The organism is Limnobacter parvus (assembly GCF_024623725.1).
Lineage (GTDB): Bacteria > Pseudomonadota > Gammaproteobacteria > Burkholderiales > Burkholderiaceae_B > Limnobacter > Limnobacter parvus.
In genome coordinates, this window is the sequence record NZ_JANKHG010000027.1 from 15,705 (window position 1) to 41,786 (window position 26,082).

The following is a 26,082-nucleotide window of genomic DNA, read 5'->3' on the forward strand; positions in this document are numbered from 1 at the left end:
GCTGCCAGGCGATGTAGCGCGAATTTTTTGGTGGTCAGCGTGGATGATTTCTCTGTAAAGTTTGCTCGTTTGTTTGACTTGATTGCAAACGACATCAAAACTTGTGGCTACAGCGTACAAACTGGTGCTCTGCCGGTCGAGTTGACCGAAGCACTATTGACCAGTTTGCTGACTTTTCAATCGGGTCAGTTGAAACCCGCCGGAGTGGGTCGGGCAGATCAGCACATTTCAAATGCTGCCATTCGGCGAGATACGATTGCCTGGATTGATAGCAGCACTGGGGCGCAGGGTGAATGGCTCAAGTTTTCCGGGCAGCTGCAGCAACATTTGAATCGAACTTTGATGTTGGGGTTGTTCTCGTTTGAATCGCATTTTGCCCATTACGCTCCAGGTGCGTTTTACAAAACCCATGTGGATGCATTCAAAGGCCAGGCCAACCGAGTGTTGTCAGTGGTGCTTTATTTGAATGAGAATTGGCGTTTGGAAGAGGGTGGCGAAATGGTGTTGTATTCAGATGCGCAGCCTGTTCAAACTCTGTGTAACATCGTGCCTCAAGCAGGCACCTTGGTCGTGTTTCTTAGCGAGGATTTTCCGCACGAGGTATTGCCCGCAACGCGTGACCGTTACAGCATTGCAGGGTGGTACCGTGTGAATACTTCGACAAGCGGTCGCGTAGACCCTCCTGCATAGAACCTTACCAGTTCAGCAGCCTGGGGCCCAAAAACGCGCCCACCGCACCACACAAGGCAATGCCCAAGGTGTACCAAATCGCAATAAACGGCGCGGCTGGTTCAGTGCAAGCCAATGCGTAAGCCACAGCTGCCACAGCGCCTGAAAACAAGCCACAAGCCATACCAGCAGAAATTAGACGAGTTGGGGCAAAACCTTTCATGGCCCAAAATGAACCCACCATAACTGGCAAAGACAAGCCCAAAATTGCCCAGGGACAAACCAGCCACGAATGCCCCATCAGTGCTTCCATTCGTTCAACCTCGGGGGTGGCGAAATAAGAAGCTGCACCGGCTAAACCCATAATAGACACTGCACCAACCAGCGCAGTTGTGGCCTGTTTGCCTGATGCACCAGGTCGGCCCAGCCTTGCGAGTAGCCATGCCGCCCCAAACGCCAGCGTGCCCGCGTAGGCAATCTTGATCCAGGGACCAGGCTCGGAAAACATTTCACTGGGAATCAAACCCAATACACTCAACACCATCGCCGCTGCCAACAAGCCGCCAGCAATACCCGCAGGGATCAGGCGCGATGCCAAAGAAATTTTCGGCGCCGGACCCGCTTGCGTGCTCAACATGGCAATCAATTCGTTTGTTTTCATGCCTCACCCCTGACCAGCTCAGCCAAATGTTTAATTCCGCGGTGTACCTGTACCTTCAGCGCAGAAACAGATATCCCACTCTGTTCAGATGCCTCAATCAACGAAAGTCCCTCAATTTTGGTCATAAGGATTGCCTGTCTTTGAACTGCGGGCAGTTGTTCCAGCAATACACTCAAGTCGCGTTTCGAAGGAAATTCTTCCTGCGCGGCAGGGTGTTGATCTTCGGTCATTTCGTCCAGCGAATCATTCAGTTTGTCTTTCCGGCCCCGTCTTCGCCACAAATCAACCAGCTTGTGGCGCGCAATTGCGAAGATCCAGCTGCTGACAGGCAGGGCATCATCGTAAGTGCCGCGCTGCAGATGCAAAGCCAGCAATGTTTCCTGAACCAGATCCTCGACCTCGTCGGGCAGCGCTTGAAGGCGCCGTCCGTAAAAGCGGCGTAGGCGCAATGCGACCTTGGCAAGTGCATCACGGTAAGCCAATGCATCACCAGCCTGCGCGCGCATCCAAAGCGGTTTTAAAGTTCGCTCGAAGTCGTCTGTAGCAGCTACAAAATTGTATTCGTTGGGCGCGGTCATTTGGTTACAAAGCGATGTTCTTTTAATTGAATTGGTTGAGCCCGGTGTGGCAGTGTGACCCAACTGAGAGCCACTATAATAAAGATCGTTTTAACTACTCGCCAGCATTGGGGGAACAAATATGCAATCCATGAAAACACGCGCTGCAGTGGCCTGGGGGCCGGGTCAACCACTTTCCATTGAAGAAGTGGACTTGATGCCACCCCAGAAAGGCGAGGTATTGGTACGCATAGTGGCCACGGGTGTGTGCCACACTGATGCTTACACCCTGTCTGGCGACGATCCTGAAGGCATTTTTCCTGCCATTTTGGGCCACGAGGGTGCTGGCATTGTACAAGCCGTCGGCGAGGGTGTTACCAGCTTGGCCGTGGGCGACCATGTGATTCCCCTTTACACCGCAGAATGCCGGGTTTGCAAATTTTGCACCTCAGGAAAAACCAACTTGTGCCAAGCCATTCGCGCTACCCAGGGCAAGGGTTTGATGCCCGACGGAACAACCCGTTTTTCAAAAAATGGCAAACCAATTTTCCATTACATGGGAACGTCCACATTTGCAGAGCACACCGTGGTGCCGGAAATTTCACTTGCCAAAATTGATCCGAAAGCGCCGCTTGAAAAGGTGTGTTTGCTGGGCTGTGGCGTAACAACCGGCATTGGCGCTGTGCATAACACTGCCAAGGTGAAGGAAGGCGACACTGTAGCCGTATTTGGTTTGGGCGGCATTGGTTTGGCCGCAATTATTGGTGCGGTACAGGCCAAAGCCAGCCGCATTATTGCGATTGATATCAATGCCGATAAATTCGAAATTGCCAGGAAATTGGGCGCGACAGATTTCGTGAATCCGAAGGACCACAGCAAGCCAATTCAAGAAGTGATTGTTGAAATGACTGACGGTGGAGTCGATTTCTCGTTTGAATGTATTGGCAATGTGAATGTGATGCGTGCTGCGCTGGAGTGCTGCCACAAGGGTTGGGGCGAGTCAGTCATTATTGGTGTGGCCGGTGCGGGGCAGGAAATTTCAACCCGTCCGTTTCAGCTGGTTACGGGTCGCGTGTGGCGGGGCAGTGCATTTGGCGGTGTAAAAGGCCGCACTGAATTGCCAGGCTACGTGAACCGTTTCATGAATGATGAAATTGATCTGGACACATTCATTACCCACACCATGCCGCTTGAGCGCATCAACGAGGCCTTTGACCTGATGCATGAAGGCAAATCCATTCGCACAGTGATTCACTTTTAATATGAAAATGCTCAGCAGTGTTCAATGTTTTGGCGGCTTGCAAAACCAGTATGAACATCAGTCAACAACGCTGAATTGCACCATGCAGTTCAGCGTATTCTTGCCGCCACAAGCGGCGGATGGGCAAAAAGTGCCGGTGGCATATTGGCTTTCTGGCTTAACCTGCACCGACCAAAACTTTGCCACCAAGGCAGGTGCGCAGCGAGTTGCTGCACAATTGGGCGTTGCTATCGTGATGCCGGATACCAGCCCGCGCGGGGAAGCCGTCCCCGATGACGCTGACAAAGCCTATGATTTTGGTTTGGGTGCCGGTTTTTATGTGGATGCCACACAGGTGCCGTGGAATGCGAACTACAACATGTACAGCTACATTGTTGAAGAATTGCCCGCGCTGATTGAAGCGCAGTTGACCGTGAGCAACAAGCGTGCAATTTTCGGACACTCCATGGGTGGTCACGGCGCATTGACAATTGCATTGAATAACCCCGGCCAATACACCTCGGTCAGTGCCTTCTCGCCAATCGTAAGCCCGATTCAATGCCCCTGGGGGCAGAAGGCTTTGGGCCAGTACTTGGGTGAAGACCAAGCCAACTGGAAACGTTATGACGCGGTCGAATTGATTCGTGCTGGTGCTAGCCAGTTGCCCATGTTGGTGGATCAAGGTTTGGCAGACAATTTTTTGAAGTCGCAATTGAAAACCGAATTGCTGGAGGCTGTATTAGAAGAAACCGGTTACGCAGCGGACGTGCGCTACCACGCTGGTTATGACCACAGTTATTATTTTATTGCTACATTCATCGAAGATCACCTGCGGTTCCATGCGAAGTACCTGAAATAAACAGGAATGAACAACATTGAGTAAATCGCTGCGCCTGTCTGAAAAGTGGTTTCGCCGTGGCCTGTGGGCTGTGGCGGTGGTGTTTGCCTGGTTTTTAATTGGCTTGGGCGGCACGCTGGTGGGCGATTTGCCCCAAATTGAGGAAACGCAAACACTTGAAGATTTCATGGATCCGATCGAGTTGAAAACGGTTCGGGATGAAATTCGCAAAACAGAGTTGAATGAACGCGAGGTCAGCGATGCGCTTGAGCAATCGCGCCTGAAACACAGCGCCGCTGAGGCCGACACCGATTCCGAGCGGGAAAAGTTCATGGCCTGGGTGGCCACTCGCAAAGCCACCGCTTTGCCCGATCAAGACAAAGAACTGGTGGCGCGCACCGAGCGCGTGGACAACCTGCAAGCGCTGGAACGTGTTGCCTTGGCACAGCTTGAGATGCAACAAAAGCTGTTGCTGGATGCCCAACAGGCCAACCGCAAAGCCCAGTTGCGCTTGAATGAACTGGAGCAGGCCGCGCAGGGCGAGTACAACAGCGCCCGTCAAAGTCAGGAACTTCGCGTATTCATTTACCGATTGGCTTTGACCTTGCCTTTGCTGCTCGCTGCAGGATGGCTCTACAAAACCAAGCGGCAAAGCACATATTGGCCATTTGTATGGGGTTTCATCTACTTTGCGTTGTTCGCTTTTTTTGTGGAGTTGGTGCCGTACTTGCCAAGCTATGGTGGCTATGTTCGCTACATCGTGGGTATTGTAATTACAGTGCTGGTTGGGCGGCAGGCGATACTTGCCTTGAATCGCTATTTGGAACAACAACGCTTGGCCGAAGCTCAACCTGAAACCAAACGCCGCGAGGTGCTTGAATACGACACCGCGCTGGCACGCTTGGCCAAAGGAATTTGCCCGGGTTGCGAGCGCACGGTTGATTTGAAAGACACATCCATCGATTTTTGCCCGCACTGCGGAATCGGCTTGCACGACAAATGCGGTGGCTGCAGCACCCGCAAAAGCACATTCGCGAAATACTGCCATGCCTGTGGTACGGGGGCTGGACTCGCCAGCCCAGCGCAACAGGGTTAGTGCAATTGTTGAAAATTCAACGCGGTGGATATTTCACCGCGTTCTTCAGCAGCTTTTGCTTAGCCGCATCCACAGGGTCGATATTCAGTTGATTGCAAATTTGCAGCAGGTACAGCAGCACATCGGCCACTTCTTCCTTCACCTCGTTCAGCTTCTGCCCATTTATATTGCGAGATTCTTCCTCAGTCAGCCACTGAAAATGCTCGACCAGTTCTGCAACTTCGACTGACAAAGCCATACTCAGGTTTTTGGGTGAATGATACTTTTCCCAGTCGCGTGCCTTGGAAAACTCGACAAGCTGGTTTTGAATGTTGGTAAGGGTGTCTTTGCTCATGCCGAAAGCGTAACAAAAAACGCCAGCTTGTGGCTGGCGTTCTTCTTGTCATTCAAGCGATTATTTTTCACTGGTCAAGGGCCGGGTAATCAATATAACCCTCAGGGCCTGGCGCATAGTAAGTCTGCGGATTGCCTTCTGCCAGCGGGGCATTCAGCTTCAAGCGCTGTACCAAATCCGGATTGGAAATGTAGGCACGTCCAAACGACACTGCATCGGCTGCGCCTGTTTCAAGCGCGTTGATTGCCATTTCACGCGTGTAGCCATTGTTCACCATGTAGGTTCCCTTGAAGGTACTGCGTGCCCATGCATAGTCGAACCCAGGCACATTGCGGTCGCCACCTGTTGAGCCTTCGATCATGTGAATAAAGCCAATGCCACGCTTGTTCAGTTCTTCAATCAAATACCCAAACACCGCTTGCGGATTGCTGTCGCTCAAATCATTGAACGGTGTTACGGGCGACAGACGAATACCCACTTTTCCGGCACCAATTTCTGCAATCACTGCATCGACCACCTCAAGTGCAAACCTCGCACGGTTGTCAACCGAGCCGCCATATTGATCTGTGCGTTGGTTGGCACCGTCACGCAGAAACTGGTCGACCAAATAACCGTTTGCACCGTGAATTTCCACACCGTCGAACCCCGCCTTCATTGCATTGGCTGCGCCTTTGCGGAATTCTTCAACCACCACCTTGATTTCATCGGTGCTAAGTTCATGAGGTACCGGTACATCCACTTTGCCTTTGTGGGTGTAAGCCACCACATTGGGCTTGATCGGTGAGGGGGCAATCGGGTGTGGACCGCCAGTTAATTCCGGGTGGGTAATTCGACCCACATGCCAAATCTGGGCGATGATCTTGCTGCCCGCCTCATGAACTGCCTTGGTGATTGCTTTCCAGCCTTCCACTTGCGCATCAGAATAAATGCCCGGTGTGGCCATGTAGCCTTTGCCAGCGGGCGCCACTTGCGTGCCTTCGCTGATGATCAAACCCGCGTTGGCGCGTTGAAGGTAATATTCAATATTCATTTCGCTGCCAGGAATGTCACCTGCGGCTTCATCCGAGCGGCAGCGAGTCAACGGTGCCATCACAATTCGGTTCTTTACCTCAATGCTGCCGATTTTGCCTGCTTGAAAAAGCTTCAAATCTTCAACACTCTCAATTTGTTCGTTCGTGTGTGGGGTGGGTGCATTCATTGTTCAGTCTTCCTCTTGTGTTGCAGTGCAATGCTGCACATTATGCGCACACAAATCACTAAGATCTACGGAACAGTTGGTATAGTATCTATTCCCTGTAGGAATGAGTGATTCAGGCGTTCTATGGATAGATTGCGGTTAATGGAAACCTTTGTGCGGGTGGTTGAAACAGGCAACTTCTCGGCGGTGGCCAGGCAGGCACACACCACACAATCAGCCATCAGCAAACAAGTACAAGCCTTGGAGGCCGATGTCGGTGTGTTGCTGCTGGTGCGCTCAACCCGAAGCCATTCATTGACTGAAGCAGGGCGCTTGTACTACCAGCGATGCAGGCAGGTATTGGACACGCTTGAAGAAGCACGCATTGAAGTGCATCGCGCCGAACATGAAGTCAGTGGTTTGTTGCGCGTTGCAGCACCCGTTGCGTTTGGGCGCATGCATATTGTGCCGCGCCTGGCCGCCTTTTATGCGCGCTACCCAAAAATGCGAATCGACCTGCAGCTTGATGACAGCTTTGTGGACCTGGTGGCTGCAGGCATTGATGTGACGTTCCGGGTGGGTGAACTCAAAGACAGTCGCCTGATTGCACGGCGTATTGGTTCAGTGTCCAGAGCTGTCATCGTTTCCAGCAGTTACCTGACAAGTCGTGGCACACCACAGAAGCCCGACGACTTGGCCCACCACAACTGCTTGCTGTACACCGGTATTAATAACTTCAATGAATGGACTTTTTTTGGCTTGAAAGACAAGGCAATCACCGTGCGTGTGGGCAGTAACTTTCAGTCGAATAGTTCTGAAGCCATTCGCCAGGGGGTACTGGAAGGGCTGGGAATTTGTTATTCACCGACTTGGATTTACGGACGCGATATTCGGGAGGGCACTGTGCAAACCGTTTTGAAAGATTACAAACCCAGCACATTACCCTTGAACGTGGTGTATCAACCGGAACGGCGTCCCTCTATCAAGATCAATAGCTTTGTGGAATTCTTCACTGATGCATTTAATCAGGATCCGGACTTGGCAACAGTGATTCGCTCTGTTTAAGTGCGTTGCTGCATCCACTTCGTTAGGCCTTCTGCTGCCAACAAAGCCAGTGCCAGCCAAATGGCAATGTAGGTTGGCCATTCCTGTTTTGCAATACTTTCACCGATCAGAAAAGCAACCACGACCAGCAACACCGGCTCCACATAGCCCAACAGGCCGAACAAACTAAAGGGCAGCATTTTGCTGGCCAATACATAAGCCACCAAGGCAGATGCACTCAAAATACCAAGTATTAAAATCAAGAGTGGTAGGCCGTTATCGAGGCTTGCCATTTCGCTGAGTCCTTGGCCCGCAAAAGCAAAATACAAGGCAACTGGCAACATCAACACCATGTCAAACCACAAGCCACCCAAGTTGTCGGTTTTGAATATGGATCGCAGCACGAAGTAATAGGGGTAGCCTAGGCATACCAGCAGCGACGTCCATGAAAACCCACCCGCCTGAACAAGCGCATTGACCACGCCCAGTATTGCGAGTAACACAGCGCCTTTCTGCCAGGCGCTTAAAGTGTCTTTGTAATGAAAGCGGCCAATCAGCACCATGATCAGCGGCATCATGAAATAGCCCAGCGACACATTCATTGCATGCCCATGCAAAGGTGCCCATAAAAACAGCCACAGCTGTATTCCTAACAGCAGCGATGAAAACGGAAGAGCCAGCCACATTTTCCATTCAGTTTTCAAGCGTTGGGCGATGGGTTTAATTAAATTCCAATCGCCGGCCCAAAATAGAAAAATACTCATCGCTGGAAGGGTCAGCAACATGCGCCAGCCAAATATTTCTTCGCCATTTAATGGGGCCAGCAAGGTGGTGTAGTAGTACATGGCACCGAAAAGAATGGAGGCCAGAACTGACAGTGAAATGCCTTTAAGCATGATTGGGGTGGCTATTTCGAAGAATTCACGGAACGATGAAGGGTAGGGGATTTTGGCTCAAAACTCAAATTAGTCTATCCAGGTGATAGTTTTTTATCATCAGGGGGGTAGGCTTTAGACGGAGTTAATTGAACCAATCAGGCACATCGCATTATGAAGCTTTGTTTTGTTTTTTCTTTGGTGCTTTGCGTTGGCATGGTGCTGGGTCTAAAGTCGCTCGATCTTAGTTGGACACTGTCGCTGGTTGGCGGTTTGTTGGCCATTAGCGGTGCCGGAATTTTTTTGCTGGGTTGTAATATGCAGCGCTTGTTGTCGAATGAGAAACAAGCCGAATCGCACAAAGGTCTATTAGCCGATAGTTTAAAGCGAATTCTTGTCGGTAAAAAATAATCTGTTTTGTTGGATGACGCTGGCGGGAAATTCCCGGCACTCGCCTTGCAGGGCTCGCGCGTTCGTCCGGCCCGGCCCCAAACTGTTGGGCCCGTGAAACCCCGGTCTCACCCCGCGCCGCTTGCGTCCGCGGCTTCAATTCCATCAAATCCTTCAGCTCAAAAGAAAAAGGCCACCACAAGGGTAGCCTTTTCTCTTTTGTTTGGTGGAGCCGGCGGGAATTGAACCCGCGTCCGCAAATCCTCCACTACCAGTTCTACGTGTGTAGTCGTCTTGTTTGCATTTAACGGTTGCTGACGAAAAGCGACATCCTGCAGCACCCGCGATCCACCTTATTTAACTTACTGGCCGGCAGCAGTCCAGTAAGCGGTCCGATGTAGATGATCCCACTGCGGGTTTGACCCCGCCCAGCCCATCGGCGAGCTGGTGTAGGAAGTCCAAACTAAACTGGCTTAAGCGGCCAGTTTAAGTTCGGGGCTAAACGAAGAGTCGTTTGCGTTTAAAGTTTTTCAGATGGATTTACGAGGTAACTGATCCTCGACACGCCCCAATAGCTTTGCAATCCACGTCGAAACCAGATCGACCCCATTGGAATACCAATTGTAACACTCTTCAGTTGGGGGCTTACATCCTATTTTCAAGCCACTTGGCTAGATCATGCGTCGTTTTTACCACGGCATCTGCGCCCCACTGATCGATTGGGCTTGCAATGTAGCCGTATTCAACGGCCACGGTCTGCATGCCGGCGTCCCGACCGGAAACAACATCGCGCTCATCGTCACCAATCATGACGCAGTGTTCCGTAGGCAAGCGCATTTGGCCAGCGGCCATGAAACAAGGCATTGGCGACGGTTTGGGTTTTTCAGCGGTGTCGCCGCCAATCAACACGCTACAGCCAACATTCAAGCCGAGTTCATGCACCAGCTTTTCAGCCAGATAATAAGGCTTGTTCGTCACGATACCCCACTGCGCCCCGCGCGCCTTGATTTCATTCAACAAGGGCATGATTCCGCTGTACACAGCACTCTCCCGGGCAATTCGGGCTTCATATCGTTCCAGAAATTCGGCGCGCATGGCTAGAAAATCTGGGTAATGTTGTTCAATCCCGAAGCCCACTTTGAGTAAGGCACGCGCACCCCCTGATGCCAGATGTTCCATGGCGCGGTAGGCCGTTATGTCAACGCCACGGTCACTTTGCATGTCTTGAATGGTGCCGCACAGGTCGGGCGCAGTGTCCACCAGCGTGCCATCCAGGTCAAAAAGAATCCCCTTGAGTTGCATGGGCATTCCTTAAAGGGACTTTCTGCAGGCCACCATGTAGTTCACATCGGTGTCTCTGGCCAGTCGGTACACCTTGGTCAGTGGATTGTAAACCAAGCCAATAATTTCTGAAAAATCGAGTTTGGATTGGCGCGCGTATTGGGCCAGTTCCGAGGGCTTGATAAATTTTTTGTATTCATGCGTACCCTTGGGCAGCAGGTTCAGCACGTATTCGGCGCCAACAATTGCGAATACAAAACTCTTTGGGTTTCGGTTAATCGTAGAGAAAAATAGCCAGCCGCCCGGCTTGCACAAGTCTGCACAAGCTTGAATCGTTTGTGCAGGATCTGGAACATGCTCAAGCATTTCCAGGCAGGTCACCACATCAAATGTGCTTTGTTCTTCCAAGGCCAGTCGTTCAGCAGACACACAACGGTAGTTCACGTTGTTCACGCCAGTTTCCAGTTTGTGCAGCTCAGCGACCTTAAGCGACTTGTCCGCCAGGTCGATTCCCAATACGTCAGCGCCTCGCCGGGCCATGCTTTCGGCAAGAATACCGCCACCACAACCCACATCCAGCACGCGTTTGTCTTTCAAATCCACTCGTTCATCAATCCAGTTCAGGCGAAGCGGATTAATCTCATGCAGGGGGCGGAATTCGCTGTTGGGATCCCACCATTTGCTGGCGAGCGCTGAAAACTTTGCCAGCTCGGCATGGTCAACATTCTTGGATTCGATACTGCTCATGGTGTTGATGCTCGTGAATAAAATTCGACAATCAACAGTTTACCCGAAGGCAGAAACAAAAAAGCCCAGCAATGCTGGGCTTTTTTGATCAGAACCAGAGGTTACGAATTACTTCATAACTTTCTGTGTTGCGTTGAATTCAATTTCAACGCGACGGTTCTGGGCGCGACCTTCACGGGTCTTGTTGTCAGCCACTGGCTGGCTTTCGCCCATGCCTTTGATCTGAATGCGATCAGCAGCTACGCCTTTGCTAACCATGTAGTCTTTCACAGCCTGAGCGCGGCGCTCAGACAGCTTCTGGTTGTATGCATCGGAACCGATAGAGTCGGTGTGACCGATAGCAACTACGCTGTTCAACTCAACTTGACCCAACTTGGCGATTTCAGCGTCGATACGGTCTTTACCGCCTTGCTTCAGTGTTGACTTGTCGAAATCGAAGTATGCATCAGCGTCCAGGCTTACTTTTGTAATAACTGGAGTAGGTGCTGGTGCTGGCTCTGGAGCAGGTGCTGGAGCAGCAACTGGTGCTGGGGCTGGTTTCTTGGGGATCAGGTCTGGATCACATTCCTGAATCGCCAAAGCGGCTGTGAAGTAGCTGGTACGAACGCATTCGCCGGAGCCATCTTTAACTACCTTGCCGCTTGCATCCACTACGTAGCCGGACAGGCCCTCGCCTTTGTCTGTTGTGTGGGCCATAGCGGCTGTAGACGCTGTGCCAATGGCCATTGCCATCAGTACTTGCGTGAGAGTCGACATTTTTTTCATTGTTGCTCCTTGGGTTAAATAGGGGTTCAAGCTGGTTGATAGTTTACAGTAGAGGCTGTCATTGTTATCACCCTCTCAACCAACTTTCTCGACACGAGTCTGCCACACTCGTTGGGTTTTCCGCATGATTTCCCCGACTAATTCTGACCTTTTGCCTACAAGTTGTTGCGATTGCACAACTTGTACGCCTGCCACCCAAACATGCGTCACATCCCGGGAAGCCCCGCTGTAAGCCAGTTTAGACGTCAGATTGTGGTTAGGTAATTGGTGGGGCGCTTCGCCAACCGCCACTGCAATCAGGTCTGCTTGCAAGCCAATTGCGATTCGACCTATCAGGTGGTCTGCACCCAAGGCCTTGGCTGCATGGCAGGTCATACTCAGCAATAGTTCACCAGCATTGAAAGCAGTCGCATCGCCGCTTGTGCCTTTGCACAGCAACGAAGCAAGGCGGCCTTCGTCCCACATGTCCAGCTTGTTGTTGCTAGCGGCACCATCTGTGCCCACTACCACATTCACACCTGCCTTTAACGCGCCTGCCACTGGAGCAAAGCCGCTTGCCAGTTTCAGGTTGGATGAAGGGCAGTGCACCAAACTGGCGCCTTTGGCCGCCATTGTCCTGAGTTCACGTTCGCTCAAATGCACGCCATGTACGGCCATGAATCGTTCATTAATCAAACCCAGATTCTCGAATCGTTCAAAAGGCCGAATGCCATCGCGGCTTATTGCATCATTCACCTCACTTTCGGTTTCATGCAGATGGCAGTGAATTGGCAAGTCCATTTCTTCTGCAAGCATGGCCATGTGCTTGAAGGTTTCATCACTGACTGTGTAAGGGGCGTGTGGGGCTAGCGTCCAGTGCACGGTGGGCTCAAGTATGAATTTGTCACGGGCCGCCAAGCCAAGTTCAATGTACTGTTTGGCTTCTGATGCATACCTCGTCGGAAATTCAATCACGGTAATTCCTGCAAACACCCTGGAACCGACATCCAGTGCGGCTTGAGCGACCTGCTCAGGAAAGAAATACATGTCGTTGAAAGTTGTGGTTCCGCCTAGAAGCATTTCGGCTGCCGCCAACACAGTGCCGTCGTAAACAAACTCCGCGTCGGCCAAGGCGCCTTCCAAAGGCCATATCCGAGTTTGAAGCCAGTCATGCAGCGCCAGGTCGTCGGCTGCCCCACGCAGCAAGTTCATGGCTGCATGGGTGTGGCAATTGATCAGTCCCGGCATCAGCACCTGGCCGGTCAAGTCGACTGGTTCGGCCTGTGGGTACTGCTTGACCAATTCATTCCGGGGGCCGATTGCTAAAATGAGGTTTTCGTTCAGCAAAACCGCATGGTTTTCAAGCACTTCAGCACTGTGATTGAGGCACAGAAGCCATTGGGGGATCAGTAGTTGCATGGGTGGGTTCACTAGATGATTTGGAACGCACCATTGCGCCCAGTTTATTCGATTTTGGCTGATACAATCGAAGGCTTGCAAGTGTAGCGCCTGGGATGTGGCGCAGCCTCAATTGGCAGCGTCCCGAATCGTTATTCCTTCAGTCAAATAATTCAACACAAGAAGAAACATGGATTCATTCGCAAAAGAAACGCTCCCCATCAGCCTTGAAGAGGAAATGCGCCGGTCGTACCTCGACTACGCGATGAGCGTTATTGTGGGGCGTGCGCTGCCCGATGTTCGTGACGGTTTAAAACCTGTTCACCGTCGCGTTTTGTTTGCCATGCACGAGTTGAACAATGACTGGAACCGGGCCTACAAGAAATCGGCCCGTATTGTTGGTGACGTAATCGGTAAGTACCATCCGCACGGCGATTCTGCGGTGTACGACACCATCGTTCGCATGGCGCAAGACTTTTCCCTGCGTTACATGTTGGTCGATGGTCAAGGTAACTTTGGTTCAATCGATGGCGATAACGCTGCGGCAATGCGTTACACAGAAATTCGCCTTGCAAAGATTGCGCAGGAAATGTTGCTGGACATTGACAAAGAAACCGTCGATTTCGGCCCGAACTACGATGGTAGCGAGAGAGAGCCCAAGGTGCTTCCCGCGCGCTTGCCTAACCTGCTGGTGAACGGATCTTCAGGAATTGCCGTGGGCATGGCGACCAACATGCCTCCGCACAACCTGAAGGAAGTGATCGCAGCTTGCCTGTTCGCCATTGATGCACCGGAATGCACCGTAGACGATTTGATCGAGCTGATCCCCGCACCCGACTTCCCGACAGCCGGCATTATTTACGGTATTCAGGGCGTGCGTGAGGGTTATCGCACTGGCCGTGGCCGTGTGGTAATGCGTGCGAAAACCCATTTTGAAGATCTGGACCGTGGCAACCGTCAGTCCATTATTGTGGATGAATTGCCTTACCAGGTGAACAAGAAAACCTTGCTTGAGCGAATTGCCGAGCTGGTTTCCGAAAAGAAAATCGAAGGCATTTCCGATATTCGCGATGAATCCGACAAAGACGGTATCCGTGTCGTTATCGAATTGAAGCGCGGTGAGGTGCCAGAGGTTATTTTGAATAACCTGTACAAGAACACCCAGCTTCAAGACACCTTCGGTATCAATATGGTGGCTTTGGTCGATGGCCAGCCCCGTTTGCTGAACCTTCGCGACCTTATTTTTTACTTCTTGCGTCACCGCCGCGAAGTAATTACCCGCCGTACTGTGTTCGAATTGCGCAAGGCACGCGATCGTGGTCACGTGTTGGAAGGTCTGGCTGTTGCGTTGGCCAACATTGATGAATTCATTGCGATCATCAAAGCTGCCCCATCGCCGCCCGTGGCGAAAGCGGACTTGGTCGCAAAAAGCTGGGATTCTTCCATTGTTCGCGAGATGTTGGCTCGCACCGAGCTGGGCGAATCGGGTGGGGCGAAAGCCTTCCGTCCGGAAGGGCTTCCGGCGCGTTTGGGCATTCAAGACGACGGCTTGTATCGCCTAAGCGAAGTTCAAGCACAAGAAATTTTGAACATGCGCTTGCAGCGATTGACGGGGCTTGAACAAGACAAAATTTTGAACGAATACAAGGAAGTAATTGATCAGATCGCGGATTTGCTCGATATTTTGTCAAAGCCAGAACGTATCAATCAAATTATTAAAGACGAACTGACATCAATCGGAAACGAGTTTTCTGACGAACGCCGTTCAATGATCGAATTCAATGCCACCGAATTGGGCACGGAAGACCTGATCACGCCGCAAGATATGGTGGTCACACTGTCCCATTCCGGCTACATCAAGAGCCAGCCTCTGACCGAATACCGAGCTCAAAAACGCGGCGGGCGCGGTAAACAGGCAGCAACCACCAAAGAAGACGACTGGATTGATTACTTGTTCGTGGCCAACACCCATGACACGATTCTGTACTTCAGTAACGCCGGGCGCGTGTACTGGTTGAAGGTGTATGAGGTACCGCAAGGTTCGCGCACTTCGCGTGGCCGTCCAATTGTGAACATGTTCCCCTTGGCCGAAGGTGAGAAAATCACCGCAGTACTTCCAGTAAAAAGTTTTGAAGAAGACAACCGCTACGTGTTCATGGCCACCAGCCTGGGTACGGTGAAAAAGTCAAAATTGAGCGACTTTTCCCGCCCCATGAAGCGCGGCATTATCGCGGTAAATCTGGACGAAGGTGACTATCTGATAGGCGCAGCCATGACGAATGGCACCAACGATGTCATGTTGTTCAGCGATTCAGGCAAAGCAGTTCGATTCGATGAAAATGATGTGCGTGCCATGGGCCGCAATGCTCGCGGTGTGCGCGGAATGAATTTGGAAGAAGGGCAGTGCGTGATCGCCATGCTGGTTGCTGAAAGCGAGCAACAGTCAGTATTGACTGCCACGGAGCACGGCTATGGCAAGCGCACACCCGTTTCCGAGTACACCCGCCACGGGCGCGGTACGAAAGGCATGATTGCGATTCAAACCTCCGAGCGAAATGGCCGGGTGGTTTCCGCGGTATTGGTGAATCCCACTGACGAAATCATGTTGATCACCACCGGTGGTGTTCTGGTGCGTACACGGGTATCTGAAATTCGTGAAATGGGCCGCGCCACCCAAGGCGTTACCCTGATTAATGTGGATGAGGGCACTTGGTTGTCGGGTTTGCAACGCATTGTTGAGTCCGATGCCGAAGACATTGTCGATGAGTTGGAAGAGGGGCAGAAAGGTGACGATGCGAAAGCTGGCGATTCATCGGATGCCCCCGCAGGAACAGACGAGTAACAGTGAACGGTTGATTGCACAGGGCAAGCATGTCTAGAGTTTGGAATTTTTCTGCGGGTCCGGCGGCCTTGCCTGAATCAGTGCTGCGCCGTGCGGCCGAAGAAATGCTGGATTGGCAGGGCAAGGGTTTGTCTGTGATGGAAATGAGTCATCGCAGCCCGGAATACACCGACATTTTCGAGAAAACCCGCAGCGATTTTCGTAAACTGCTGAACGTGCCGGAAACGCACGATGTGCTTTTTATGCAAGGCGGCGCCGTGGGTATGAATGCGATTGTGCCGATGAACCTGATGAACGGTTTTGAGCAAGCGGCATTTGTTAACACTGGCGCTTGGTCAAAAAAAACTGCCAAAGAGTTTTCTAAATATGGTCTTTCCCGTGTGGTGCTGGACAATGCCAATTCGGTGGCCGATTCCGCAGTATCGTGCTACGTGCCTGAATGCGCACCTTTGCTGGATCGTGTGAATGGTCAGCAAATGGCTTATCTGCATTATTGCGACAACGAAACCATTAGCGGTGTTGAGTTCAACGGACAAGTTGAAGCCATCGCCAGTCAACTGGATTGCCCCGTGGTTGCGGATATGTCGTCCAATATTTTGTCCAAAACCCTGGAAGTGTCGAAATATGGGGTGATCTATGGCGGCGCGCAGAAAAATGTGGGGCCGGCGGGTGTCACGATTGTGATTGTTGACAAAGCGCTTCTAAACCGCGCCTTGCCGATTTGTCCGTCGGCATTCACTTTCGGCACTGTGGCGGAAAATGGCTCCATGTACAACACGCCACCCACTTATTCAATTTATATTGCTGGCCTGGTGTTTGAATGGCTGATCGAGCAGGGTGGTGTGCAATGGGCGCAATCCCAAGCACAGGAAAAAGCAAGTTTGCTTTATGGCACGATTGACAGCAGCACTTTGTACAATTGCCCTGTTCGCACCGAAGACCGTTCCCGAATGAATGTGCCATTCACCCTGGCTGATGAGTCGTTGAACGCAAGGTTTTTAAGCAGAGCGGCTGAACAAGGCTTGGTTCAGTTGAAAGGACACAAGTCAGTGGGCGGCATGCGCGCGTCAATTTACAATGCCATGCCCTTGGAAGGGGTAAAGGCCTTGGTTGAATTCATGTGTGAATTCGAAAAGTCGGAGACCTGATGAACACACCTGATATCAATACTGAATTATTGAAGTTTCGCGATCAAATCGACGAAATTGACCAGCAAATGCTGGTGTTGTTGAACAAGCGAGCAAGCTTGGCCCAATCGATTGGCCACGTGAAAGCGAAAGCCGATGCTCCCGTAATGCGCCCAGAGCGGGAAGCACAGGTGCTGGACAAGTTAAATGCCGCCAACAGCGGTCCTTTAAATGCCCAACACGTAAATACCTTGTTTAAAGAGATTATGTCTGCTTGCCGTTCGCTGGAACGCGAGGTTCATGTGGCTTTTCTGGGCCCACTGGGCACTTACAGCGAACAGGCCGTGTGGTCGTTTTTCGGCCATTGTGTGCAGGCCGAGCCGGTTGAAACCATAGAGGAAGCTTTTCGCCAGTTGCAGGCGCAGCAGGTTGATTTTGCCGTGGTGCCTGTTGAGAACTCAACTGAAGGCTCGATTGCCCGCACCTTGGATGCTTTGGTGGAATCAAGTGCCAAGGTGTGTGGCGAGGTTCAATTGGCCATCCACCACCAGTTGCTTTGCCAAACCGGGTCGCTGGAAGGCATTGAGAAAATTTGCGCGCATCCGCAAGCCCTGGCGCAATGTCGCGGATGGCTTGCCCAATATGCGCCGCATATTCAGCAAGAAACCGTTGCAAGTAATGGCGTGGCCGCACGAATGGCCAGCGAGAATTCAAGCATTGCTGCGATTGCCGGGCAGGCTGCCCGGGAACGTTATGGTTTGAAAGCCTTTCAAGAACATATTCAGGACGATGCACACAACACCACACGTTTTTTGGTGTTGGGCAATCAAGTCACAGGGCCTTCAGGGCAAGACAAAACCAGCCTGGTTGCATCGGTTCCGAATCAGCCAGGTGCAGTTTACAAAATGCTGGAGCCCTTCAACGCTGAAAACGTGTCAATGACCCGGCTTGAATCCCGCCCGGCCCGCAACGGCCGATGGGAATATCATTTTTTCATCGACTTGCAAGGCCATCAAACAGAGCCGGCGGTGGCCAAGGCACTTGAACAATTGAATAAAAGCGCATCCTTTTTGAAAGTGCTGGGTTCCTACCCGGCCGCACAACGAAACTGACGTAGCACCATGCAAAAACTGACTGAGCAAGCCCCACAATTCATTCGCGACATTGCCCCGTACAAGGCGGGCAAGCCTGTGTCAGATGTAGTTCGTGAATTGGGCCTGGACCCAAACACGGTTGTCAAGCTGGCTTCAAATGAAAATCCGCTGGGATTGGGCGAAAAAGCCAAAGCGGCGATAGCTCAAGCTGCTTTGGACTTGGGGCGCTACCCCGATGCAAATGGTTTTTCGCTGAAGGCAAGGTTGGCCGCTCGGCATGATGTAAAAGCTGAGCAAATTACCCTTGGAAACGGTTCCAACGATGTGTTGGAATTGGCTGCCAAGGCATTTCTTACCCAAGGCACCAACGCGGTCTTCTCACAGTACGCATTCGCTGTGTATCCACTGGCTACTCAGGGCTGCGGTGCGCAGTCCAAAGTCGTGCCGGCTCTGTGCTACACCCATGATCTTGATGGCTTTTTGAACGCCATTGATTCAGAAACACGTGTGGTGTTTATTGCAAACCCGAACAACCCCACCGGCACTTTTTTGCCGCAGGAAAAGCTGCTCGCGTTTCTGAAGCGGGTTCCCCAACAAGTACTGGTGGTGCTGGATGAAGCGTACAACGAATTTTTAAAGCCCGAAGATCAATACGATTCCACGCAATGGGTTGCCCAGTTCCCCAATTTGCTGGTGTCCCGCAGTTTCTCCAAGGCGTATGGCTTGGCAGGTTTGCGGGTGGGCTACGCGGTTTCCAGCACTGAGGTGGCCGACTTGATGAATCGGGTTCGCCAGCCTTTCAACGTGAATTCGCTGGCATTGGCTGCCGCTGAAGCGGCGATTGATGACCGTGAGTTTTTACAAAAAACCTATGAAATCAATTTGAGAGGCCTGGAACAAATTCAAAGTGGCTTGAAGTTTTTGGGGCTGGAATACGTACCTTCCTACGGCAATTTTGTGTTGTTCAAAGCCGGAAATACACCTGAGGCAGGCATGAAAGTGTTCGACGCCCTGCAGCGTTTGGGTGTGATTGTACGCCCTGTAAATGGCTACGGCTTGCCCGAATGGTTGCGTGTGTCCATCGGCTTGCCCCATGAAAATGAGGCTTTTTTGGCTGCATTGCTCACGGCACTGGCTGCCATGAAGGCGCCGTAATGGCCAAAGGCATCATCTTCAATCGCATGCTCGCCATTGGCGTGGGTTTGATTGGTGGATCAATCTGTTTGGCAGCCAAGAAAAGAGGCCTGGTGGGGCATGTGCTGGGTTATTCCCGCAAACTGGAAACTTCTCACGAAGCGTTGAAGCTTGGGATTGTTGATGAATGCATCGCAGGCCCGGGCGACTCGAATGTGCGCAACGTTGATGTGGTTGTGCTGTCCATTCCCGTGCGTCAGTACAAGCAGGTGCTAACGCAATTCCTTCCCTCCTTGCCACCCAATTGTCTGATTTTCGATGCTGGCAGCACCAAGTCGGATGTGGCTGTGATGCTGAACGAGCTTGAGCAACAATTCCCGGGGCTAAAATCCAGGTTTGTGTTGGCCCATCCAATTGCGGGTGGTGAATCGCATGGTCCTGGAGCGGCTGTGGCCAACTTGTTCGAAGGCAAAAATTGCGTGCTGTGCCCGCTGGAACAAACCAGCGCCAGTGGCTTAAAGAAAGTAGAAAATTTCTGGTTGGGCATTGGTGCCAAGTTGAGCACCATGAACGCGATGGATCACGATGAAATGTTTGGCGCTGTCAGCCACCTGCCGCATTTGTTGGCTTTCTCCTATGTATCCAGCGTGTTGGGGCATCCCAAGGGCGCTGAGTTCATGAAAGAGGGCGGAGCCGGGTACCGTGATTTCACACGCATCGCCGCCAGCTCGCCTGAAATGTGGGCTGATATTTTCCAGAACAACAGTGCGGCCTTGTTAAGCATGTTGGGCATGTTTGAAGCCAATATTGCAAGCCTGCGCTCAGCCATCGAAAGCGATGACCGGGCCACGCTCGAACGAATTTTGGCGCAAGCCTCAGGCTACCGTAGCAACTGGAAACACAACTGATTATTGCCCGGGGTTTTTTCGGACACCAGGCGGATACATTGAGCGGATACATATTGTTATGTCAGATTTGAACTTGATTGAATTCCACGCCAGCAGCACCGAACACATGTCGGGTTCGGCACGCGTACCAGGCGACAAATCAATTTCCCATCGATCCATCATGATGGGTTCGATTGCCGAAGGCACCACCGAGGTGGAGGGTTTTCTTGAGGGTGAAGATGCGCTTGCCACCATGAACGCATTCCGGGCCTTGGGGGTGAACATTGAAGGCCCTGACCACGGCAAAGTAAAAGTACATGGCGTGGGCATGCACGGCCTGAAAGCGCCTAGGGAAGTGCTCGATTGCGGCAACTCCGGAACATCAATGCGATTGATGTCGGGTTTGTTGGCTGGTCAAGACTTTGACTGCATGCTGACCGGCGATTCAAGCTTGGGCAAGCGCCCAATGAAGCGTGTCATCGACCCGCTGGTGCTGATGGGCGCCCGAATTGAAGCGCAGGAGGGTGGTCGACCACCCCTGCACATTCATGGTCGCACCACCTTGAAGGCAATTGATTATGTGTTGCCCATGGCCTCTGCCCAAGTGAAGTCATGTGTACTGCTGGCCGGCTTGTATGCCGACGGAACCACCACAGTGACCGAGCCTGCTGTAACCCGTGACCACACCGAACGCATGTTGCGCGGATTCGGCGTGGAGGTAACAACCCAGGGTTCCAAAGCCAGTGTGAAAGGCGGCCAAACCTTGAAGGCCACAAAAATTGATGTGCCTTCAGATATTTCATCTGCTGCGTTTTTCATGGTGGCTGCATCTATCGCGCCGAAAGCCGACGTTACTTTGAAGCATGTGGGCCTGAACCCCACGCGCACAGGGGTTATCGACATTTTGAAGTTGATGGGCGCTGACATTGAATTGAGTAACCACGCAGAAGTGGGCGGCGAACCAGTGGCCGATGTGCGAATTCGAAGTGCAGCCTTGAAAGGCATTGAAATTCCAGAGCACTTAGTTCCTTTGGCCATCGACGAGTTTCCAGTTTTGTTTGTGGCTGCTGCCAATGCCACGGGACGCACGGTACTTACCGGCGCAGAAGAATTGCGTGTGAAAGAATCAGATCGAATTGCGGTGATGGCGCATGGCCTTCAAAAGTGCGGCATTGATGCCGAACCCACTGAAGACGGAATGATCATTCAAGGCCTGGGCCACATGGAAGGTCTGCGTTACAAAGCCACCAGCATTGAATCGCAGGGTGACCACCGTATTGCAATGTCATTCAGTGTGGCGGCAATTCGTGCTGAGGGCACAATGGTTATTCATGGTGCGCAAACCGTAGACACCTCATTTCCAGGTTTCGTGACTTTGGCCAATTCCTTGGGTATGCACGTTCAGTCAGTGCGAAAAGGTTAATGCAATGAATAACTCAGACTGCCCGGTCATTGCCATTGATGGCCCCACTGCGTCTGGCAAAGGCACTGTGGCGGCGTTGGTGGCAGCCAATTTGGGTTATCAATACCTGGACAGCGGTGCCATTTATCGCGTCTTGGCGGTGGCTGTTGCCAAGCTCGGCTTAAATCCAGAAATCCCTGCTAATTTGTTGCAAATCATTGCAATGGCCGCGAATTTGCCGGTGCAGTTTCAAGCCGACCAAGTATTGCTGGGCGGGGAAGATGTGTCCGATGCCATACGCACCGAAGTGGCTGGCGTTATGGCGTCCCGGCTTGCTGTGGTGCCCGAAGTTCGAAACGGCTTGCTCCAACGGCAACGTGATTTCCGGCAAATGCCAGGTTTGGTGGCCGATGGGCGTGATATGGGTTCGGTTGTTTTTCCTGATTCAGTCCTAAAAGTGTTTTTAACGGCCAGTGCGCAAGTGCGCGCGGAGCGCCGCGTGAAACAAATCGAGGCGCGTGGGCAGAAGGCTGATTTCCAAATTATTTACAACGACCTGGTGGCGCGTGACAAACGCGACTCTGAGCGAGCAGTGGCCCCACTGAAACCCTGCGACGACGCCTTGGTGCTTGACTGTTCAAACATGCCGATCGATCAGGTGGTGGCAACCATTCAAAACTGGGCACGAGAACGCATTTAAACGCTTGATCAGCAAAGGCTTTCTTGTTACACTTTCATCCCTCGTTTGGCTAACCTGTTGCAGGTTGGCTTCGGGAATGCCGCATTGACCAATCCCGGTAAATGCGTTTTTGAACTCCGCCTTGCTTCCCGCAGTGGCGTGTTAAATCTCAAATTTATGACCACAACTGAAATTACCCAAGCCCCAGATAGCTTTGCAGCTATGTTTGAAGAAAGCCTGAATCGCAAAGAAATGCGTACAGGCGAAGTGATCACAGCCGAAGTTGTTCGTGTTGATTACAACTACGTAGTTGTGAATGCCGGGCTGAAATCTGAAAGCTACATTCCCCTCGAAGAATTTAAAGACGACCACGGCAATATTGAAGTCAACGATGGTGACTTTATTTCCGTGGCCATCGAAGCCCTGGAAAACGGCTACGGCGAAACGCTGCTGTCCCGCGACAAGGCCAAGCGCCTGTCTGCATGGCTCAGCCTTGAGCAAGCGCTGGAATCTGGCGAGCTGGTTACAGGTACCATTACCGGCAAGGTGAAGGGTGGCTTGACAGTAATGGTCAACAGCATCCGCGCTTTCCTGCCAGGTTCACTGGTAGATGTGCGCCCTGTAAAAGACACCACCCCATTCGAAGGCAAGACCCTCGAATTCAAGGTGATTAAGCTTGATCGCAAGCGCAACAACGTGGTGTTGTCACGCCGTGCAGTGGTTGAAGCCACCATGGGTGAAGAGCGCGACAAGTTGCTGTCCAACCTGCAGGAAGGTTCTGTGGTCAAGGGCATTGTCAAGAATATTACCGACTACGGCGCGTTCGTGGATCTGGGTGGTATCGACGGCTTGCTGCACATCACCGACCTGGCATGGCGCCGTGTACGTCACCCGTCAGAAGTGCTGACAGTTGGCGAAGAAATCGAAGCAAAAGTATTGAAGTTCGATCAGGAAAAGAACCGCGTGTCCTTGGGTGTGAAGCAGCTTGGCGAAGACCCATGGGTCGGTTTGTCACGTCGCTACCCTGCTGACACACGTTTGTTCGGAAAGGTTACCAACATCACTGATTACGGCGCATTTGTTGAAGTTGAGCAGGGCATCGAAGGTTTGGTACACGTGTCTGAAATGGACTGGACCAACAAGAACGTAGACCCCAAGAAAGTGGTTACTTTGGGCGATGAAGTTGAAGTCATGGTTCTGGAAATCGACGAAGAACGTCGTCGTATCAGCCTGGGCATGAAGCAATGTGCAGCCAACCCTTGGGAAGAGTTCTCTACCAGCTTCAAGAAAGGCGACAAAGTGTCTGGCGCAATCAAGTCGATCACTGACTTCGGCGTGTTCATCGGCTTGCCCGGTGGAATCGACGGTCTGGTGCACTTGTCTGACCTGTCCTGGAACGAAACCGGTGAAGAAGCCGTGCGCCGTTTCAAGAAAGGCGACGAAGTTGAAGCCTTGGTATTGGCCATCGACACAGAACGCGAGCGCATCAGCTTGGGCATCAAGCAGTTGTCTGGCGATCCATTCACCGTATTTGCATCGACCAATGACCGTGGCAGCATGATCAATGGCACCGTAAAATCGGTGGATGCCAAAGGCGTCGTAGTTGATCTGGGTGACGACATCGAAGGCTACCTGCGTGCTTCCGAAATCTCCAACGACCGTGTTGAAGATGCTCGCAACGCATACAAGGAAGGTGATGCCGTAACAGCCATGGTAATTAACGTGGACCGCAAGGCCCGTTCAATTGCTTTGTCCATCAAGGCCAAAGACCAGGTTGACACAGACGAAGCCATGAAGAAGATCTCTGAAGAAAGCGCAGGCTCTGCTGGTACCACCAGCCTGGGCGCACTGCTGAAAGCAAAGCTGGGTAACAACCAGTAATCTGTCTGTAGAAGTGGCGCTTCCCACCCGGGAAGCGCCTTTTTATTTTAAGAACAATGACAAAATCAGAACTCATCAATCAGCTGGTCAAGCGGTTTCCCAAGTTGCCAGTGCGCGACACGGATTTCGCTGTCAAAAGCATTCTCGACACCATGACACAAGCCTTGGCCGAAGGTCAGCGCATTGAGATTCGTGGGTTCGGCAGTTTTTCTCTGACCCGTCGCCCTCAGCGCGTGGGTCGCAATCCAAAATCTGGCGAACAGGTGGTTGTGCCTGAAAAGCGTGTGCCACACTTTAAGCCCGGCAAAGAGCTACGCGAGCGAGTTGATTTATACTCCAAGAAAGAGAGTTAAATCGATAGTTCTTCGGTGAAGCCTGAGTCATCACGCCGATGAATGAATCGGTGTCGATCCAACTACAAACAGGGGACCACCTTGAAAATACTTGCCTGGGTAGTGCGAATCGCACTTTTCCTTGTTGTTCTCACCTTCTCCCTTAGAAACACCGACTTGGTCACCGTGAAGTGGTTGCCTGGCCTTGAGGTTCAAACTCAGCTAGTGGTTGCTTTGCTTGTGTCGCTTTTGATTGGCGCGGTATTCGCATGGATTTCTTTGTTGCCCTCGTGGTTGAAAGCCAAGCGCATTGCATCTGTTGCCTCGAAGAACGTGGAGCGCCTTGAACGTGAGTTGTCGCAGATGAAATCACAAGGTGCCGGTGTGGTGGTGGTTGAAGAGCCAGTACCTGCGCTACCCATAGGCCCAAGCCATGGAATTTGAAACCTGGTGGTTGGTACTCATCCCACTAATTTTCAGTTTGGGGTGGATGGCAGCTCGCCTGGAAAAGCGGTCGGATGCATCAGCACGCGGGCAGTTACCGGCATCTTATTTTAAAGGTGTGAACTTCCTGCTCAGTGAGCAACCAGACAAGGCCATTGACGCTTTTCTGGAGGTCGCATCCATCGACACGCACACCGTCGAGTTGCACTTCGCCTTGGCCAATTTGTTTCGCAAAAAGGGCGAGATAGACCGGGCAATCCGGGTTCACCAATTTTTGACCACACGAGATCAAATTACACCCGCGGATCGAGAAAAAGCCACTTACGAATTGGGCGTGGACTTTTTGCGGGCCGGCATTCTTGATCGGGCCGAACAGGCGTTTCACAGCTTGTCCGGTTCGGCCATGAAAGCTGAGGCGTCACGTCAGTTGCTTGAATTGTATGAGCTTGAAAAAGCATGGGACAAGGCAATAGCACAAGCGCATGTGCTTCGCGAATTCGGAGCAAATGTGCCTGCTGGCGACATTGCTCACTTTTATTGTGAATTGGCGGCACAGTTTATTGATGAGGACAACCTGGTTAAAGCCAAGGCAGAATTGCAAAATGCCTTGTTGACCGATCCTCAGAATGTTCGCGCATCACTGCTGCTGGGCGACATCAATTTCACGCAGAACCAATACGAGGAAGCAATCGCCCAATGGCGCGCGGCTGAGCGTCAGAATCCTTGGTACCTGCCTTTGGTAGGGCCAAATATGTGGGCGGCGTATAAAAAGCTTGGCCGCGAAGAGGAAGGCATTAACGCGTTGCGTGAGTATTGTATTGCCTACCCGTCCATCGATTTGTTGCTGGTGCTTTCGCAGGCGGTGGAGGAAACAAAGGGGCCTTTGGCAGCATTTGAACTGCTGCGGGACCAGGTGCGTGCCCGCCCCAGCCTGTTGGGCCTGGACAAATTGCTGGAACACCAGCTGCGCGGGAAAATGGACGACGAGCGCGTGCAAGACTTGCGCCTGACCCGCGAGCTGATTTCCAAGCATACCCAACGGTTGGAACGTTATCGCTGTCAGTCTTGCGGATTCCAGGCCAAGAAATTTTATTGGCAATGCCCCGGTTGCGCCAATTGGGATTCAATTGTGCCTCGCCGTGCTGAAGAGCTCGATTTCTACCCGGTGCCTGCCAAAAAGGCAGTGCCAACCCACTAATACAGGCTAAT

Annotated in this window: 26 protein-coding genes and 1 other RNA gene; 17 read left to right on the forward strand and 10 right to left on the reverse strand. The window is 52.0% G+C overall.

Translation table 11 applies throughout. The annotated features are described in order from the left end of the window. Positions 1–39 precede the first annotated feature (39 nt). The gene (locus tag NSP04_RS13735) at positions 40–690 is read left to right on the forward strand and encodes a 2OG-Fe(II) oxygenase (protein ID WP_257512926.1); all 651 of its coding nucleotides are present in this window, start codon (positions 40–42) and stop codon (positions 688–690) included. Between the two features lie 4 nt (positions 691–694). On the opposite strand, the gene NSP04_RS13740 is transcribed toward NSP04_RS13735, so the two are convergent. Both NSP04_RS13740 and NSP04_RS13745 read right to left on the reverse strand, forming a co-directional pair. Continuing rightward, positions 695–1,330 carry an NrsF family protein gene (locus tag NSP04_RS13740; protein WP_257512927.1) on the reverse strand — a complete coding sequence of 212 codons (636 nt, stop codon included), beginning with the start codon at positions 1,328–1,330 and terminating at the stop codon, positions 695–697. Continuing rightward, positions 1,327–1,908, reverse strand: coding sequence for a sigma-70 family RNA polymerase sigma factor (locus NSP04_RS13745; RefSeq protein ID WP_257512928.1), 582 nt, complete (start codon positions 1,906–1,908; stop codon positions 1,327–1,329). The genes NSP04_RS13740 and NSP04_RS13745 overlap by 4 nt, the downstream gene beginning before the upstream one ends. A gap of 130 nt (positions 1,909–2,038) precedes the next feature. Here NSP04_RS13745 and NSP04_RS13750 point away from each other — a divergent pair, with 130 nt between their 5' ends. From NSP04_RS13750 to NSP04_RS13760, 3 genes are read left to right on the forward strand one after another with little or no spacing between them, the layout of a single operon-like run. Further along, a complete protein-coding gene (locus tag NSP04_RS13750; RefSeq protein WP_257513150.1) occupies positions 2,039–3,148 on the forward strand; it encodes an S-(hydroxymethyl)glutathione dehydrogenase/class III alcohol dehydrogenase in 1,110 nt (369 codons plus the stop codon). A gap of 1 nt (position 3,149) precedes the next feature. Further along, entirely contained in the window at positions 3,150–3,986 is an 837-nt protein-coding gene (gene fghA / locus NSP04_RS13755; RefSeq protein WP_257512929.1) for an S-formylglutathione hydrolase, read from the forward strand. A gap of 16 nt (positions 3,987–4,002) precedes the next feature. After that, positions 4,003–5,061: a serine endopeptidase gene (locus NSP04_RS13760; RefSeq protein ID WP_257512930.1), complete on the forward strand. Its 1,059-nt coding sequence runs from the start codon at positions 4,003–4,005 to the stop codon at positions 5,059–5,061. 16 nt (positions 5,062–5,077) lie between these two features. Here NSP04_RS13760 and NSP04_RS13765 read toward each other — a convergent pair whose 3' ends face one another. Beyond that, positions 5,078–5,395, reverse strand: a complete 318-nt coding sequence (locus NSP04_RS13765) for a nucleotide pyrophosphohydrolase (protein ID WP_257512931.1) — start codon at positions 5,393–5,395, stop codon at positions 5,078–5,080. Between the two features lie 67 nt (positions 5,396–5,462). Next, on the reverse strand, positions 5,463–6,593 hold the full coding sequence (locus tag NSP04_RS13770; protein ID WP_257512932.1) for an alkene reductase: 1,131 nt from the start codon (positions 6,591–6,593) through the stop codon (positions 5,463–5,465). A 123-nt stretch (positions 6,594–6,716) separates the two neighbouring features. Between NSP04_RS13770 and NSP04_RS13775 the strand changes: the two genes are divergently transcribed. Further along, the gene (locus NSP04_RS13775; RefSeq protein ID WP_257512933.1) at positions 6,717–7,637 is read left to right on the forward strand and encodes a LysR family transcriptional regulator; all 921 of its coding nucleotides are present in this window, start codon (positions 6,717–6,719) and stop codon (positions 7,635–7,637) included. Here NSP04_RS13775 and rarD read toward each other — a convergent pair. Further along, the gene (rarD, locus tag NSP04_RS13780) at positions 7,634–8,512 is read right to left on the reverse strand and encodes an EamA family transporter RarD (protein WP_257512934.1); all 879 of its coding nucleotides are present in this window, start codon (positions 8,510–8,512) and stop codon (positions 7,634–7,636) included. The two genes, NSP04_RS13775 and rarD, sit on opposite strands and share 4 nt — an antisense overlap. Before the next feature lie 153 nt (positions 8,513–8,665). On the opposite strand from rarD, the gene NSP04_RS13785 reads away from it, so the two are divergent. Continuing rightward, positions 8,666–8,902 (forward strand): hypothetical protein, encoded by a 237-nt coding sequence (locus NSP04_RS13785; RefSeq protein ID WP_257512935.1) that lies wholly within the window; start codon positions 8,666–8,668, stop codon positions 8,900–8,902. A gap of 203 nt (positions 8,903–9,105) precedes the next feature. Here NSP04_RS13785 and ssrA read toward each other — a convergent pair. The 5 genes from ssrA to NSP04_RS13810 form a co-directional block, all read right to left on the reverse strand. Then, positions 9,106–9,489, reverse strand: a transfer-messenger RNA (tmRNA) gene (ssrA, locus tag NSP04_RS13790). A gap of 37 nt (positions 9,490–9,526) precedes the next feature. Then, positions 9,527–10,183, reverse strand: coding sequence for an HAD family hydrolase (locus tag NSP04_RS13795; protein WP_257512936.1), 657 nt, complete (start codon positions 10,181–10,183; stop codon positions 9,527–9,529). A 9-nt stretch (positions 10,184–10,192) separates the two neighbouring features. Then, positions 10,193–10,909, reverse strand: a complete 717-nt coding sequence (gene ubiG, locus NSP04_RS13800; RefSeq protein ID WP_257512937.1) for a bifunctional 2-polyprenyl-6-hydroxyphenol methylase/3-demethylubiquinol 3-O-methyltransferase UbiG — start codon at positions 10,907–10,909, stop codon at positions 10,193–10,195. A 108-nt stretch (positions 10,910–11,017) separates the two neighbouring features. Beyond that, positions 11,018–11,674 (reverse strand): outer membrane protein OmpA, encoded by a 657-nt coding sequence (gene ompA / locus NSP04_RS13805; RefSeq protein ID WP_257512938.1) that lies wholly within the window; start codon positions 11,672–11,674, stop codon positions 11,018–11,020. Positions 11,675–11,749: 75 nt separating this feature from the next. Then, complete coding sequence (locus tag NSP04_RS13810) at positions 11,750–13,072, reverse strand: amidohydrolase family protein (RefSeq protein WP_257512939.1); 1,323 nt, start codon at positions 13,070–13,072, stop codon at positions 11,750–11,752. A gap of 169 nt (positions 13,073–13,241) precedes the next feature. Here NSP04_RS13810 and gyrA point away from each other — a divergent pair, with 169 nt between their 5' ends. The 11 genes from gyrA (at position 13,242) to lapB (ending at position 26,071) form a co-directional block, all read left to right on the forward strand. After that, entirely contained in the window at positions 13,242–15,893 is a 2,652-nt protein-coding gene (gyrA, locus tag NSP04_RS13815; RefSeq protein ID WP_257512940.1) for a DNA gyrase subunit A, read from the forward strand. A gap of 29 nt (positions 15,894–15,922) precedes the next feature. Next, positions 15,923–17,041, forward strand: coding sequence for a 3-phosphoserine/phosphohydroxythreonine transaminase (serC, locus tag NSP04_RS13820; protein WP_257512941.1), 1,119 nt, complete (start codon positions 15,923–15,925; stop codon positions 17,039–17,041). Next, entirely contained in the window at positions 17,041–18,132 is a 1,092-nt protein-coding gene (pheA, locus tag NSP04_RS13825; RefSeq protein WP_257512942.1) for a prephenate dehydratase, read from the forward strand. Before serC ends, pheA begins: the two co-directional genes overlap by 1 nt. A 9-nt stretch (positions 18,133–18,141) precedes the next feature. Beyond that, positions 18,142–19,269 (forward strand): histidinol-phosphate transaminase, encoded by a 1,128-nt coding sequence (gene hisC, locus NSP04_RS13830; protein WP_257512943.1) that lies wholly within the window; start codon positions 18,142–18,144, stop codon positions 19,267–19,269. Then, a complete protein-coding gene (locus NSP04_RS13835; protein ID WP_257512944.1) occupies positions 19,269–20,156 on the forward strand; it encodes a prephenate dehydrogenase in 888 nt (295 codons plus the stop codon). The genes hisC and NSP04_RS13835 overlap by 1 nt, the downstream gene beginning before the upstream one ends. A gap of 58 nt (positions 20,157–20,214) precedes the next feature. After that, positions 20,215–21,558, forward strand: coding sequence for a 3-phosphoshikimate 1-carboxyvinyltransferase (gene aroA / locus NSP04_RS13840; protein ID WP_257512945.1), 1,344 nt, complete (start codon positions 20,215–20,217; stop codon positions 21,556–21,558). A gap of 4 nt (positions 21,559–21,562) precedes the next feature. After that, positions 21,563–22,237, forward strand: coding sequence for a (d)CMP kinase (cmk, locus tag NSP04_RS13845; protein WP_257512946.1), 675 nt, complete (start codon positions 21,563–21,565; stop codon positions 22,235–22,237). Positions 22,238–22,393: 156 nt separating this feature from the next. Continuing rightward, complete coding sequence (rpsA, locus tag NSP04_RS13850; RefSeq protein WP_257512947.1) at positions 22,394–24,097, forward strand: 30S ribosomal protein S1; 1,704 nt, start codon at positions 22,394–22,396, stop codon at positions 24,095–24,097. 56 nt (positions 24,098–24,153) lie between these two features. Continuing rightward, positions 24,154–24,450, forward strand: coding sequence for an integration host factor subunit beta (locus tag NSP04_RS13855; protein ID WP_257512948.1), 297 nt, complete (start codon positions 24,154–24,156; stop codon positions 24,448–24,450). A gap of 81 nt (positions 24,451–24,531) precedes the next feature. Then, a complete protein-coding gene (locus tag NSP04_RS13860; RefSeq protein WP_257512949.1) occupies positions 24,532–24,873 on the forward strand; it encodes a lipopolysaccharide assembly protein LapA domain-containing protein in 342 nt (113 codons plus the stop codon). Beyond that, complete coding sequence (gene lapB, locus NSP04_RS13865; RefSeq protein WP_257512950.1) at positions 24,863–26,071, forward strand: lipopolysaccharide assembly protein LapB; 1,209 nt, start codon at positions 24,863–24,865, stop codon at positions 26,069–26,071. The genes NSP04_RS13860 and lapB overlap by 11 nt, the downstream gene beginning before the upstream one ends. Positions 26,072–26,082: the final 11 nt, after the last annotated feature.

Bases quoted from the DNA above. Each gene is read 5' to 3' on its own strand.
- NSP04_RS13740 (WP_257512927.1), bottom strand. From the start codon at position 1,330: ATGAAAACAAACGAATTGATTGCCATGTTGAGCACGCAAGCGGGTCCG.
- NSP04_RS13745 (WP_257512928.1), bottom strand. From the start codon at position 1,908: ATGACCGCGCCCAACGAATACAATTTTGTAGCTGCTACAGACGACTTC.
- NSP04_RS13750 (WP_257513150.1), top strand. From the start codon at position 2,039: ATGAAAACACGCGCTGCAGTGGCCTGGGGGCCGGGTCAACCACTTTCC.
- fghA (WP_257512929.1), top strand. From the start codon at position 3,150: ATGAAAATGCTCAGCAGTGTTCAATGTTTTGGCGGCTTGCAAAACCAG.
- NSP04_RS13765 (WP_257512931.1), bottom strand. From the start codon at position 5,395: ATGAGCAAAGACACCCTTACCAACATTCAAAACCAGCTTGTCGAGTTT.
- NSP04_RS13770 (WP_257512932.1), bottom strand. From the start codon at position 6,593: ATGAATGCACCCACCCCACACACGAACGAACAAATTGAGAGTGTTGAA.
- NSP04_RS13775 (WP_257512933.1), top strand. From the start codon at position 6,717: ATGGATAGATTGCGGTTAATGGAAACCTTTGTGCGGGTGGTTGAAACA.
- rarD (WP_257512934.1), bottom strand. From the start codon at position 8,512: ATGCTTAAAGGCATTTCACTGTCAGTTCTGGCCTCCATTCTTTTCGGT.
- NSP04_RS13785 (WP_257512935.1), top strand. From the start codon at position 8,666: ATGAAGCTTTGTTTTGTTTTTTCTTTGGTGCTTTGCGTTGGCATGGTG.
- NSP04_RS13795 (WP_257512936.1), bottom strand. From the start codon at position 10,183: ATGCAACTCAAGGGGATTCTTTTTGACCTGGATGGCACGCTGGTGGAC.
- ubiG (WP_257512937.1), bottom strand. From the start codon at position 10,909: ATGAGCAGTATCGAATCCAAGAATGTTGACCATGCCGAGCTGGCAAAG.
- ompA (WP_257512938.1), bottom strand. From the start codon at position 11,674: ATGAAAAAAATGTCGACTCTCACGCAAGTACTGATGGCAATGGCCATT.
- NSP04_RS13810 (WP_257512939.1), bottom strand. From the start codon at position 13,072: ATGCAACTACTGATCCCCCAATGGCTTCTGTGCCTCAATCACAGTGCT.
- gyrA (WP_257512940.1), top strand. From the start codon at position 13,242: ATGGATTCATTCGCAAAAGAAACGCTCCCCATCAGCCTTGAAGAGGAA.
- serC (WP_257512941.1), top strand. From the start codon at position 15,923: ATGTCTAGAGTTTGGAATTTTTCTGCGGGTCCGGCGGCCTTGCCTGAA.
- pheA (WP_257512942.1), top strand. From the start codon at position 17,041: ATGAACACACCTGATATCAATACTGAATTATTGAAGTTTCGCGATCAA.
- hisC (WP_257512943.1), top strand. From the start codon at position 18,142: ATGCAAAAACTGACTGAGCAAGCCCCACAATTCATTCGCGACATTGCC.
- NSP04_RS13835 (WP_257512944.1), top strand. From the start codon at position 19,269: ATGGCCAAAGGCATCATCTTCAATCGCATGCTCGCCATTGGCGTGGGT.
- aroA (WP_257512945.1), top strand. From the start codon at position 20,215: ATGTCAGATTTGAACTTGATTGAATTCCACGCCAGCAGCACCGAACAC.
- cmk (WP_257512946.1), top strand. From the start codon at position 21,563: ATGAATAACTCAGACTGCCCGGTCATTGCCATTGATGGCCCCACTGCG.
- rpsA (WP_257512947.1), top strand. From the start codon at position 22,394: ATGACCACAACTGAAATTACCCAAGCCCCAGATAGCTTTGCAGCTATG.
- NSP04_RS13855 (WP_257512948.1), top strand. From the start codon at position 24,154: ATGACAAAATCAGAACTCATCAATCAGCTGGTCAAGCGGTTTCCCAAG.
- lapB (WP_257512950.1), top strand. From the start codon at position 24,863: ATGGAATTTGAAACCTGGTGGTTGGTACTCATCCCACTAATTTTCAGT.